The 12,689-nt window shown below is 56.0% G+C and carries 11 protein-coding genes and 1 pseudogene; 6 read left to right on the forward strand and 6 right to left on the reverse strand.

The window, feature by feature from the left end; genetic code table 11:
- The first annotated feature begins 15 nt into the window (after nt 1-15).
- Entirely contained in the window at nt 16-1,557 is a 1,542-nt protein-coding gene (locus tag AB4Z20_RS13650) for an ATP-binding response regulator (protein WP_253474826.1), read from the forward strand.
- On the opposite strand, the pseudogene AB4Z20_RS13655 reads toward AB4Z20_RS13650, so the two are convergent.
- Both AB4Z20_RS13655 and AB4Z20_RS13660 read right to left on the reverse strand, forming a co-directional pair.
- Nucleotides 1,540-1,731, reverse strand: a pseudogene (locus tag AB4Z20_RS13655) (MerR family transcriptional regulator); the annotation flags it as partial. The gene AB4Z20_RS13650 and the pseudogene AB4Z20_RS13655 overlap by 18 nt on opposite strands.
- Nucleotides 1,732-1,757: 26 nt before the next feature.
- Nucleotides 1,758-2,258, reverse strand: coding sequence for an Lrp/AsnC family transcriptional regulator (locus AB4Z20_RS13660; RefSeq protein ID WP_442090095.1), 501 nt, complete (start codon nt 2,256-2,258; stop codon nt 1,758-1,760).
- A gap of 119 nt (nt 2,259-2,377) precedes the next feature.
- On the opposite strand from AB4Z20_RS13660, the gene AB4Z20_RS13665 reads away from it, so the two are divergent.
- The 4 genes from AB4Z20_RS13665 (at nt 2,378) to AB4Z20_RS13680 (ending at nt 6,748) form a co-directional block, all read left to right on the forward strand.
- On the forward strand, nt 2,378-3,412 hold the full coding sequence (locus tag AB4Z20_RS13665; protein ID WP_253474824.1) for a histone deacetylase family protein: 1,035 nt from the start codon (nt 2,378-2,380) through the stop codon (nt 3,410-3,412).
- A 50-nt stretch (nt 3,413-3,462) separates the two neighbouring features.
- Entirely contained in the window at nt 3,463-4,518 is a 1,056-nt protein-coding gene (locus AB4Z20_RS13670) for an ornithine cyclodeaminase (protein ID WP_442090096.1), read from the forward strand.
- Between the two features lie 172 nt (nt 4,519-4,690).
- Nucleotides 4,691-6,106: an amino acid permease gene (locus tag AB4Z20_RS13675; protein ID WP_253474819.1), complete on the forward strand. Its 1,416-nt coding sequence runs from the start codon at nt 4,691-4,693 to the stop codon at nt 6,104-6,106.
- A 96-nt stretch (nt 6,107-6,202) separates the two neighbouring features.
- A complete protein-coding gene (locus AB4Z20_RS13680; RefSeq protein ID WP_024618963.1) occupies nt 6,203-6,748 on the forward strand; it encodes a hypothetical protein in 546 nt (181 codons plus the stop codon).
- Between the two features lie 41 nt (nt 6,749-6,789).
- On the opposite strand, the gene AB4Z20_RS13685 is transcribed toward AB4Z20_RS13680, so the two are convergent.
- From AB4Z20_RS13685 to AB4Z20_RS13695, 3 genes are all read right to left on the reverse strand, one after another.
- Nucleotides 6,790-7,425, reverse strand: coding sequence for a hypothetical protein (locus AB4Z20_RS13685; protein WP_214510409.1), 636 nt, complete (start codon nt 7,423-7,425; stop codon nt 6,790-6,792).
- A 185-nt stretch (nt 7,426-7,610) separates the two neighbouring features.
- A complete protein-coding gene (gene rtcA, locus AB4Z20_RS13690) occupies nt 7,611-8,642 on the reverse strand; it encodes an RNA 3'-terminal phosphate cyclase (protein ID WP_442090097.1) in 1,032 nt (343 codons plus the stop codon).
- A gap of 4 nt (nt 8,643-8,646) precedes the next feature.
- Entirely contained in the window at nt 8,647-9,873 is a 1,227-nt protein-coding gene (locus tag AB4Z20_RS13695; protein WP_442090098.1) for an RtcB family protein, read from the reverse strand.
- A 206-nt stretch (nt 9,874-10,079) separates the two neighbouring features.
- Between AB4Z20_RS13695 and rtcR the strand changes: the two genes are divergently transcribed.
- Complete coding sequence (gene rtcR / locus AB4Z20_RS13700) at nt 10,080-11,687, forward strand: RNA repair transcriptional activator RtcR (RefSeq protein ID WP_442090099.1); 1,608 nt, start codon at nt 10,080-10,082, stop codon at nt 11,685-11,687.
- A gap of 95 nt (nt 11,688-11,782) precedes the next feature.
- On the opposite strand, the gene AB4Z20_RS13705 is transcribed toward rtcR, so the two are convergent.
- The gene (locus AB4Z20_RS13705; RefSeq protein WP_442090100.1) at nt 11,783-12,475 is read right to left on the reverse strand and encodes a type 1 glutamine amidotransferase domain-containing protein; all 693 of its coding nucleotides are present in this window, start codon (nt 12,473-12,475) and stop codon (nt 11,783-11,785) included.
- Between the last annotated feature and the right edge of the window lie 214 nt (nt 12,476-12,689).

Genomic DNA, 12,689 nt, shown 5'->3' on the forward strand with positions numbered 1-12,689 from the left:
GGAGCTCCAGGCGTTATGATCACCGCCGATACCGTATTCTTAGTCGTCGACGACGCAGACACCATGCGCAGAGTCAACAGTAGCCAACTAGAGCGCTTGGGGGCACGACACATACTAACCGCCGCCAATGGTAAAGAGGCATTCGCGCTACTAAGGACGCGTAAGGTCGACGTCATTCTTTCCGACTGGAACATGCCAGTCATGGATGGCCTCACCCTGTTGCGCAAGGTCCGCAGTGACCCCAAGTTGGCCATGCTGCCTTTCATCATGATTACCGCAGAGAGCTCCCGCTCCCAAATCACCGAAGCCATCGCTGCCGGGGTCAGCAACATTCTTATCAAGCCCTTTACCGCCAACGACCTTTCGCAGCGCATAACGCGTGCAATGACCCACCGTCCTCGGCTGCATTCATCACCAGTAATTGCTGAACCAACTCAAGAGTCAAAGGAGGAATACCGTCCGACATTGCTGGTTGTCGATGACGTACCGGACAACCTAGCGCTGATTGCCGGGTTGTTTCAGGACGAGTACCGCATACTGGCAGCGCGCGACGGACGCCGTGCGTTGGCCATCTGTACTTCCGAGACCCCGCCAGATCTTCTTCTGCTGGATGTAATGATGCCGAACATGGATGGTTTCGAGCTGGCCCAGCACCTGCGCAGCCATCCCAGCGCTAGCCGCATCCCGATCATCTTTATCACCGCCATGAGCGATCCGGCAGCCCAGCTACGCGGGTTGGAGCTGGGCGCAGTGGATTTTGTCAGTAAGCCGATCGATCCCAAGTCGCTACACCTTCGGGTGAGCAATCTGTTGCGCCTGGTCGAACAGCGCAACGCTCTACAGCAGGAATACGACACCATGCTGGAGCTGGAACGCTTGCGCGAGGAGGCCAGCTGTATTTCACGTCATGATCTGAAGGCGCCGCTGTGCAATATCCTCGGCTTGGCCCGCAGCCTGCTTGATGGCGGCAATCTGCTGCCGCGCCAGTTGCAAATATTGCAAAGCCTGGAAACCGACAGCCAGAACCTGCTAGGAATGATCGACATGGCTGGCGACATCTACAAAATCGAGACCGGTAGTTTCGAACTTAAGCCGGTCGCGGTCGAACTGTTGCCCCTGGTACGGCGCCTATGCGAATCGGCCAGGCTGACCTATCAGGCAAAAAAACTGACCATCGAGGTCGTGACGGAACACACCAACGAATCAACACCGGTGCTAGCCAGTGGAGACGAATTGCTGTGCTTTTCTCTACTGAACAACCTGCTGAAGAATGCCTGCGAGGCGGCTCCTGAGAAAAGCCGCGTGCGGCTGACATTGATACCTGCCGAGCATATCGAATTGGTAATGGAGAACCAGCCAGCTGTACCCGTAGAATTTCGCTCACGGTTTTTCGAAAAATACGCAAGCAACGGCAAATCTGGCGGTACGGGGCTTGGTACCTACTCAGCAAAATTACTAGCTGAAGCCCAGAAAGGAAGCTTGGAGCTGGAGATTGATGACGAAGCGAATCTGACACGCTTACGGTTGCAGCTGCCGGTTCTAGACGCTGACAGTTGAGCGGGACGAGTTGTTCAACCGCTGAAGCTCAAGTTGCCTGGCAGCACTGGCCTTGAGGTTTTTACRCTCTTCATCCAGATACCGATAAATGCTTCGTAAGTTGGCGATTTTCTATTTGATTTCCACCCTCTTCTTTTCAATGAGCTTAGCCCCGTCAGCTAAGTGTAAAAGTTGTGCAGAGGAGAAAATCGTCAACCCACTCACTCCTTGCTCGATTTGGGTATCGCAATACGGCTACTGGTCTTGACCTCGCGCAGCGCCAGGCTCGACTGAATGGATGCAATGCCCACCTGGCGCCTGAGCACCTGCTCGATAAAATCACTGTAGCTATCAAGATCCTCTGCCAACACTTGCAGCACGTAGTCGGCATCCCCGGTGATCTTGTGGCAAGACAACACTTCAGGCAATTGCGCAATCACCGCCTCGAAGGCGTCGGGAGCGTGATCGGCGTGGGTGGAAAAACGGATGTGCACGAACGCCATGATATCCAACCCCAACATGCGTCGATCAAGGTTGGCCTGATAGCCCTTGATCACGCCCGATTCCTCCATTCGCTTACGCCGGCGCCAGCAAGGCGTGAGGCTTAATGACAGGCGCTCACTGAGCTCGGCGTTGGAAATGCTCGCATCATCTTGCAGCAATGTGAGTATCGCCAGGTCCGTCTCGTCGAGGCTGATGCGTTTGGATGATTTTTTCTGCATTTCGCAATTCCTGAGTAAAAACGCCCGAAAAATCTAGCAAACCACGAATATAAAGCAAAGAAAGCGCATCCAGTCCAGAACAGAATATTTGCACTGGCTCACATTAACGGATGCGCAGAATGTTTACAGTTTTCAGTGATTCCCACCGTTTGCACCACGGCACCGAATTGAAGGACGGTGTGCTCAAGCCGTCGTTCGAACAGCCCAGCCGGGCCGATACCGTACATGATCGAGTCAAGCAGGTAGGCCTTGGCCAGATCGTCGAACCACGGGCATTTGACCGGTCGTGTTACGTCAATGCGCACAGCGAGCGCTACGTCAGCTTTCTTGAAAGCGCATGGTCCGAATGGTGTGCGACCGGGCGTACCCACGACGCCTTGCCGCTGGTGTGGCCAGTGCGCGATTTGTCCAACGATCAAGTCCCGACTTTCATCGACGGAAAGCTCGGCTTCTTCGCCATGGATGCCGGTTCGCCGATTACCGCGACCACATGGCAAGCCGTAAAGACCAGCGCAGACATCGCCCTCACCGGCCTGGCGCTGATCGATGAAGGCCACGACAGTGCCTTCGCCCTGTGCCGTCCGCCCGGCCATCACGCAGCGCGTGAATACATGGGGGGTTATTGCTATCTCAATAACGCCGCCATTGCCGCACAACAGGCCATCACTCAAGGCGCGAAACGTGTCGCGGTACTGGACGTCGACTTCCATCATGGCAACGGCACCCAAAACATCTTCTACGAACGCAGTGACGTCATGTTCGTGTCGCTGCACGGCGAACCTGCGGTGTCTTATCCGTACTACTCAGGCTTCAGTCACGAAGTCGGCGCCGGCCATGGCGAAGGTTACAACCTCAACTACCCGTTGCCGAAAAACACCACTTGGGAAAGCTATCGCAATGCCCTGCTCCACGCCTGCAGGAAACTTCAGCAATTCGCCCCTGAAGTACTGGTTATTTCACTCGGCGTCGACACGTTCAAGGACGACCCCATCAGCCACTTCCTGCTGGAAAGCGAAGATTTCATCGGCATCGGCGAGCTGATAGCGGGTGTGGGCTGCCCCACTCTGTTCGTGATGGAAGGCGGCTACATGGTCGATGAAATCGGAATCAATGCAGTCAATGTGTTGCATGGTTTCGAGAGCAAACGCAGCTGAGCCGTCCCCTGCCCCGCAACGTTGTTACTACTGAACCGGAGAATAAAAACATGACTCTTTTCATAGACGTCGATCATGCCGCACGCCTGTTCGCCACGGTGGGCATCCGTCGCGCAATCCGCGAAATGGCGGGTTACATCGAAGCTGATTATTCACGTTGGGCGCAGTTTGATAAGTCGCCTCGCACCGCCAATCATTCGGCCAAGGGTGTGATCGAGCTGATGCCGACCGACGATGGCCAGCAGTACTCGTTCAAATACGTCAATGGTCATCCGGACAACGGTCAAAGCAACTTGCTGACGGTCATGGCCTTCGGTGTCCTGGCCGATGTCCACAGCGGCTATCCAACCCTGCTCAGTGAACTGACGCTGACCACCGCTGTGCGCACTGCGGCGACCTCCGCCTTGGTCGCGAAGTCCCTGGCGCGCCCGGATGCCCGCATCATGGCAATCATCGGCAATGGCGCCCAAAGCGAATTTCAGGCCCTCGCCTTTCACGAAATGCTATCGATCAAGGAACTGCGCATATTCGATATCGATCGCGACGCCTCGCTTAAGTTGAAGCGCAACCTGGCCGCGTTCCCGGATCTTGAAGTGATCCTGGCCGGCTCGGTGCAAGAAGCGGTCAAGGGCGCAGACATCGTCACCACGGTCACTGCAGATAAAGCCTACGCAACGATCCTGACGCCCGAGATGATCGAGCCCGGCATGCATATCAATGCCGTAGGGGGTGACTGTCCGGGGAAAACCGAGCTGCACGCCGAGATCTTGCGCAATGCCCGGGTCATCGTTGAATTTGAACCTCAGACCCGGATTGAGGGTGACATCCAGCAATTGGAAGCCGACTTTCCCGTCGTCGAGTTTTTCCGGATTGTTCAGGGCGAAATCAAGGGTCGCGAGAACGACGCGCAGGTCACCGTGTTCGATTCGGTCGGTTTTGCCCTCGAAGACTTTTCGTCACTGCGCTACGTGCTAGACCTGGCCCAAGAGCATGCAATCGGTGAGCACATCCATCTGGTGCCGAGGCCTGCCAACATAAAAGACCTCTACCAGATCCTGGACCAGCAGCCAGCAATCGTCCCCTCACGCCTGCGCACAGTGAGCTGAAAACCCTAGGCGATGCCCCTGAGCAAAGTGCCAAGGGGCTACGCACCACTGTGGGTACGCGGCAAATCTCGCTATCCACAAACCACCGTCAGTAGCCGTTGCATCTCTAACAAAAACGCAAGACACCACTTTTCTGCCAAAACTCAAAAACATAAAATCAAGAGGTTTTGTAATGAAATCGACTCCCTCAGGGCTGATTGAACAGCCCGCGCTGCAGCGCACCCTCAGCAATCGTCACATTCAGTTAATGGCCATGGGAGGCGCCATCGGTACAGGCCTGTTCATGGGTTCCGGGAAGATCATCGCCCTCTCGGGCACGTCGATCATCCTTATCTACATGATCATCGGTCTGTTCGTTTATTTCGTCATGCGTGCCATGGGCGAAATGCTGCTCTCCAACTTGAACTTCAAAACCTTCGCGGATTTTGCCGGTGCCTACCTCGGCCCGCGCGCGGCATTCTTTCTTGGCTGGTCGTATTGGCTGAGTTGGAGCGTGGCGGTGATAGGCGATTGCGTTGTGGTCGGCGGATTTTTTCAGTATTGGTTCCCCGATGTACCCGCCTGGATACCGGCCATCGGTATGCTGATGACCCTGTTCGCCTTGAATGTGCTGACGGTCAGGCTTTTTGGTGAAGTGGAGTTCTGGTTCGCGATCATCAAGATCATTGCCGTCATCACCCTGATTGGCGTCAGCATGGTGCTGATTGCCAGCTCCTTTGTCTCACCCAGCGGTGTTACTGCATCGCTGAACCATCTGCTGGATAAACAAGCGGCCTTCCCCAACGGCCTGTTCGGTTTCTTTGCCGGTTTCCAGATGGCGATCTTCTCATTTGCCGGCACCGAACTGATCGGTACCGCCGCCGCCGAAACCCGCAACCCCGAGAAAACCCTGCCGAAAGCCATCAACTCGATTCCGCTGCGAATCATCCTGTTTTATGTGCTGGCACTGGCTTGCATTATTGCAGTGACTTCGTGGCAACAGGTTTCGCCCAACAAGAGCCCTTTCGTCGAGCTGTTCCTGGTTGCAGGTTTTCCCGCGGCAGCCGGTATCGTCAACTTTGTAGTGCTGACGTCTGCCGCTTCCTCGGCCAACAGTGGTGTATTTTCGTCTAGCCGCATGCTGTTCGGACTGGCCAACCAGGACAACGCCCCGGGGATTTTTCGGCGTCTGTCGAGCAATAGCGTGCCTCTGCTGAGTCTGGCCTTTACCACGCTGTTAATGCTCGTGGGCGTGCTGTTGCTTTTCATCGTTCCAGAAGTGATGACCGCCTTCACCATTGTTTCCACCGTATCGGCAATCCTGGTGATTTTTACTTGGTCGACCATCCTTGCGTCGTATATTGCCTATCGCAAAAAGCGGCCTGAGTTGCATGCGAAATCGACCTACAAAATGCCTGGCGGCGTGCCAATGGCCTGGTTTTCCCTGGCGTTTCTGAGCTTTGTTCTTTGTCTGCTGGCATTGAGACCTGACACCCGTATTGCGTTGATGGTCATGCCGGCGTGGTTCATATGGTTGGCAATTGCTTACCAGCTGACCTGTTCCAGAAAGCCTAAAACCGCAGCTGGATCTGCCAGCCAATACGGCTGAGATGTTTGGGTGCACCGTAAACCTCAACTCATCCTTGATAGCTCAGGGCCATCTATCGATAATCACGCCTTCTAAAAAAGCACATAAGGATTTGCTGTGAAGAAGCTCTACTTGGCTCTACCGTTCTGCGCGCTGCTGCTACAAGGTTGTGGTGTGACCATGACCCGCTATGAACCCAACTTTCAGAACGTTCAGCAGCTCAAGAAAAATGCACCTATGCAGCCCTTGCGCGAGACGCAGGTGAATGCGGATTCAGGTCAAGGGTCGCTGATGGTGCGCCTGAACCCGATTTCGTCGCCCGAGGGCAGCGTTCCACTGCACATCCAGGCCGCGATCAACGATGAGCTCCGCCAGGCGGGTCTGTTGGACCCTCGGGCTGACCGGCAGCTGCAGGTTCAGTTGGTCAAAAGCCAGCTCACCGCAGGCATGAGCAGCGGCCATGGCGAAGTGGCTGCGCGCTTCACGCTGCGTAAAGGTGATCAGGTTTTATACGAAACCACTAAAGATGTGCAGCGTGATTGGGACAGCAGTTTCTTCGGTCCGATCGCCATTCCGGCGGCCGCGAATAACTACAACCCAATGGTGCAAGACCTGCTCAAGAGCTTGTACAACGACCCGCAGTTCACTCAAGCGTTGAAGTGATCAAAAAAAGAGCCGCGATTGCGGCTCTTTTTCTATCGGTGTCAGCCCCGTGGAATGCGGGTGTCGACAGCGGAGTATTTTATGCGGTTGTTGTCGACCCAGTTCTTCAACAGCGCATTGACCTGGCGGTTGAAGGTGTCGGTGATGGCCGCCTTGGGCGTATTACCTGCCAGGGGCAGGAACCAGATGCCCATCCAGGTGTTGATCGCATCATGATTGCTGGCCTTGCCCAACGGCTGGCCCTGCTCGTCCAGGGTTTCCAGGCTCATGGTGTACTGGTCGGTTGCCAACGCAGGAATGATCGTGAACGTGAAGCCACTGAGGAACGCCAGGACCATTTGCCCACCGCCCGGCGCATGGTTATAGACCTTCAATCGAAGATTGTAATCGCCTGGTTGCTTCTGGAATTCGTCAAAGACCACGCGCCCAAAAAGCCCTGACTCATCGAAGGTTCGCTTCAGGTCGGGCTTGAGCATGTCGCGAGCCTGCGGCACCTCGGTGGCCTTGGCATTGTCGGGGTCGCCCTGATAGAAATCGAAATCGACATAGACGTTCGGCTTGTTCGAGTAGCTGGCCATTGAAGGCAGATTCACGGGGGCTACTTCATCTTTGGTGAAACTGGCGCATCCACTCAGGCTCAAGGCCAAGGCGAGGCCTATGGCTTTTGCAAATTGCATATCGACTTCCTTGCGTAATTTGACTAACGCCGCTCACAGAGAGGGGGACGAATTCTAGCGGGATCTGCTCAAAATCAAAAGGCCATCACGCCGTACTCCCGTCCATTCGCTTTCTCCAATGCGTGCAATTACAGTGGAAGGCGCTTACGGCTGAGTGTCGTTCACCGGCGCGTGATCAATCCAACCTAACGAGCATGAAGCTCAACAACAACGCCCCCTTGATCACAAGATTGAGTGAGGCGTACTTCAATATCGAGGAACTGCTGGATAACAACAGCGTTCGTTCGGATGTGATTGCTCAGGCGCATCGTTGTCAGCTTGCCAGCGCCGGCAATTGCCATCGGCAACATCATCTGATCTGCCAGGTGGTTTTCTACGGCTGTATTCGATTGGGTCCACGCGGTGAACTCGTCTATCGCCACGTCCGCTATCTGCTCCGCGCGCACTCGTTCTTGGCCGATACTGGTGAAAACTGCGATGACTCCAGCCCTCAAGGCAGTGATAGACACAGCATTCCCTGGTCCCGCCCGGTCGCCCAGGTCGGTCACGGAGAGGTCGTGCCGTTCGATCTTCAGCCTTGCCGAAAGTCGATCGACTTCTCGATTCCCAATCGAGACAGGAATGGCTGAAACCAGCGCTCCAGCCGAAATGATTGTGACGGGGTCCATTCCTCCGTCCAGCTCCAGCGGTTTGAGGAGCGAAGGTCTGATAGTGGCTTCGACCAGGCCCCCACCGCCGGGGACGAAACCATAGTTGAGTAGCACCAGTTCCACCTGCGCGCCCATACGCCGTACCAATGGCAACCACGCGTGCTGTATGAACTCGAAGGGCGGCGCCGCGGGATTATGTGTCCCGCCAGTGATCCGGACTGTGCTCGGCCCGTCAGCCTGCAAAAGTGCAGGCAACAACGTCTGCAATACCAACATCGTGCTACCCGCCGTTCCGATCGCGAATGAATACTCACCGCTCTTTATGCTTGCGGGATGGAACTCAATAGCTGTCGAGTTGAGTTCCGCCCCAACAGTTCTGGCGCCACAAATCTCAGTCGCTGCTCGTACTGCGGTCAGGTGCTGACGCAACAATCCGGGGCGGGAGCGTTTGCCGCGTATTCCTGTCATCCGGAATGCCCGCCCGGTGATCATCGAGAGGCTGAGGGCCGTACGAAGCACCTGCCCTCCTCCATGGGTGCCGTCGATCAGAATCAGATCCTGGTGCATTACGTTAACCCTTCACGCATACGACTTGGCGCAGGGTATGAACCACTTCAACCAGGTCGCGCTGGGCAGCCATCACCGCATCGATGTCCTTGTAAGCCATCGGTATCTCGTCGATAACAGCCTCATCCTTACGGCACTCCACATGAGCGGTCGCCCGCACCTGATCCTCGACAGTGAACACCGCCTTGGCCTTGGTACGACTCATCACCCGGCCTGCACCGTGTGAACAACTGCAGAATGCCTCCTCATTCCCCAGGCCGCGCACGATGAAGCTCTTGGCGCCCATCGACCCGGGGATGATCCCCATCTGCCCCTTCTGCGCAGAGACGGCTCCTTTACGGGTGAGGAGAATGTCTTCTCCAAAGTAGGTGCCCCGCTCCACATAGTTATGATGGCAGTCGACGGCGATCAGCCGTGACTCAAAAGGCTTGGTGATAATCGATCGTACGGCGTCCAACACCGCCACCATCATGACTGCGCGGTTCTGCTTGGCGAAGTCCTGGGCCCACTCCACAGCTTCAACGTAATCATCGAAGCTCGAGGTGCCTTCTCGAAGGTAGGCCAGGTCCCGGTCAGGCAGGTTTACCATGTGCTTGCGCATTTCCTCGCGGGCCTTTTCGATGAAGTAGGTACCGATCATGTTGCCTACGCCACGGGAACCGGTGTGCAGCATGATCCACACGTGGTCGGTCTCGTCCAGGCACACCTCCACAAAGTGGTTCCCTGTACCCAGTGTTCCGAGGTGTTTGCGGTTGTTGGATTTTTCCAAGCTTGGATGCTTGTCGGTGATCAGGCTGAAACGCCCCTCAAGCGCCGACCAGGCTTGATCAACAATCGCCGGGGCGGTTTCCCAGGCCCCTTTATCTCGGCCGCTACGCCCCGAAGTGCGTCCATGGGGAACAGCCTTCTCGATGGCGGTACGCAGGCCGAATAGGCTGTCGGGAAGATCGACGGCGCGCAGCGACGTGCGCACAGCCGACATCCCGCAACCGAGGTCGACCCCGACGGCAGCCGGAATGACCGCGCCTTTGGTAGGAATCACACTCCCAATAGTCGAGCCTTTCCCCAAATGAACGTCGGGCATGACAGCCATGTGTTTGAACACGAATGGCATCTGCGCTGTGTTCCTCAACTGTTGCTTGGCTTCTGGCTCAACCGGGACGCCTCGGGTCCACATTTTGATGGGCTTGCCGTTTTCGACCTCAAGCAGCTCGAAGGTTTGGGTGGTCATTATTTTCGCTCCTGTGATTTTCTGTTTGGGAGCTCCATAGCGAGCGGCATGCCAACGTTATGGCCGGCGGAGCGAATTTTCACTATCTGATTGATATTTAACGTTTTAAATTCTAATGAACAGATCGTGAAGCAGCGGTGCTATCCATGATCATGCCAAGAAAACTATAATTTATTATCGCAACCTATCTTTTGAGATACTCCGCAATGCAGATCAAGAAGACAGTCGCCATTGGAATCCTAGGCTCCAAGCTCGACCGAGTTGGCAAGGGTGAGCAGCGCTGGAACAAATGGCGTCCGACTGTCTCGCTGTGCCAACAGCCCGACCTGGTAATTGATCGCCTTGAACTGATTCACGGGCAAGCGCGCTTTGATACCGATCTCGCCTTGAAGGTAGCGGCTGATATTGCTCAGGTGTCACCAGAGACCGAGGTCCGCCTGCACACCATGGCGATGCAAAACGCCTGGGATTTCGAAGAGGTTTATGCCTCGCTCCATGATTTTGCGGCGGACTACCCCTTTGACACAGCGAGTGAGGATTATCTTGTTCACATCACCACGGGCACCCATGTTCAACAGATCGTCTGGTTCCTGCTGGCCGAGTCCCGGCACGTCCCTGCCAAACTGATACAGACGCAGCCAAATGGCCTGCGCAATGATGACTCGGCGCCGGCAGGCAAGCACGTTGTTACCGATCTCGACCTTCAGCGCTACGACCAGATCGCGAAGCGATTCCACGCTGAGCGCCTGGAAGGCACAGAACTGCTCAAGTCTGGCATTGCGACCCGCAACGCGGCCTTCAACCGTACGATAGAGCAGATCGAACGGGTCGCCGTTCGATCCCGGGCGCCGATTTTGATCAGCGGCCCAACGGGGGCGGGAAAGTCCTTTCTGGCACGGCAGGTCTACGAGCTCAAACGGGGGCGTCACCAGATCGTTGGCCCGTTCGTCGCGGTGAACTGCGCCACGTTACGTGGTGATACAGCGATGTCGACATTGTTCGGTCACACGAGAGGTGCGTTCACCGGCGCTCAACAGGCGCGAGAGGGCTTGCTGCGCTCGGCGCACAAAGGCGTTCTGTTTCTCGACGAGATTGGAGAGTTACCGCTCGACGAGCAAGCAATGCTTCTGAAAGCGATTGAGGAGAAGAGGTTCTTGCCGATGGGATCTGATAAAGAGGTCGAGTCTGACTTCACTCTGATCGCCGGTACTAATCGTGATCTGCAAGCGCGCGTTATCGAAGGCCTGTTTCGCGAGGACTTGTTAGCCCGAATCAACATTTGGACCTTTGTCCTGCCCGGACTGGCCAACCGGAGGGAGGACATCGAGCCGAACATCGATTTTGAACTACTGCGGTATGCCAGGGATCATGCTCAAATGGTTCGCTTCAATGCAGAAGCTCGGCGCCGATATGTGTCCTTTGCTACCGGCAAAGATGCCAGTTGGCCAGGAAACTTCCGACAACTCTCTGCGTCGATCACCCGGATGGCCACATTGGCTGACAGTGGCCGGATCGATATGGCGCTGGTGGAGGATGAACTGGAACGACTGCGTCTGGACTGGCGGATACCGACCGCCTCTGACCCGCTGTCGGAACACTTGGCTAATGCTGGTCTTGAGATTGACTTGTTTGATCGCCTGCAACTGGAGTCGGTCTTGAAGGTATGCGGCACCGCGGCAAGCCAGGCGGATGCGGGGCGCAAGCTCTTTTCACATACCCGATCAGCCAAGGCGTCATCTAACGACTCCGATCGAATCCGAAAATTTCTGGCTCGATTCAACATCACATGGAGCCAGGTCAGTGAGCTTATATAGACGGGAATCGACCATGGGCCTTAATCGTCCGCACCGCTATTGGCTCTCCCAGCCCCGTCATCAGGCGGCCGAGTTGACCGCCCTGCAACGTTGATTCAGCCCGTCTGTTCCTGCTTCAGTCGCTTGAGCAGGGCAATGGCCGCAGCTTCGGACGAAGCGGGATTCTGACCCGTGATCAGGTGCTCATCCTCGACCACATAGCTTCCCCAATCAGCACCTTTGGAATACTCGCCGCCCTTGGCCTTGAGCATGTCCTCCACCAGAAACGGAACCACCTGGGTCAGCCCCACCGCCTCCTCCTCGGAATTGGTGAATCCGGTCACTTTTTTACCCTTGACCACGGGCTCGCCATCCGGTGCGTTGACGTTCTTGAACACCCCGGGCGCGTGGCAGACGGCCGCGATGGGTTTATTAGCAGCATAAAACGCTTCGATGAGGGTCTTGGAGTCGGCGTTCTCGGCGAGATCCCACAGGGGCCCATGGCCTCCGGGATAAAACACGGCATCGAATGCATAGGGATCGGCCTCAGCCAGCGGCACGGTGTTGGCCAACGCCGCTTGGGCCTTGGCATCGGACGCGAAGCGACGTGTTGCATCGGTCTGGGCCTCCTCTTCGTCACTCTTGGGGTCCAGTGGCGGTTGCCCACCCTTTGGAGACGCAAGCGTCACCGTCGCATTGACGTCGACGAACGCGTAATAGGGAGCAGCGAATTCTTCCAGCCAGAATCCAGTCTTCTTGCCGGTGTCGCCCAACTGATCGTGAGATGTAAGGACCATTAGAATTTTCATGTAAACCTATCCTCCTCGCGTGAATGAACGAAGTGCGCTCGCCCTGCATGAGTGTCAGAGGCTGTGTGGGGGGAGACGTTCAAAGTGTTGTACGGTCCAGCAGTGCCATCCGCTGCAACGGCGCCGGATGGGCAGCCTTTGGCCGGGAGTTTTGACGTCAGTACCTTTCCTGGTTATTCGATTTAATAATCGTATATATAGCCAACGAAACTAA

Source organism: Pseudomonas sp. KB_12 (assembly GCF_052114545.1).
Taxonomy (GTDB): Bacteria; Pseudomonadota; Gammaproteobacteria; order Pseudomonadales; family Pseudomonadaceae; genus Aquipseudomonas; species Aquipseudomonas brassicacearum.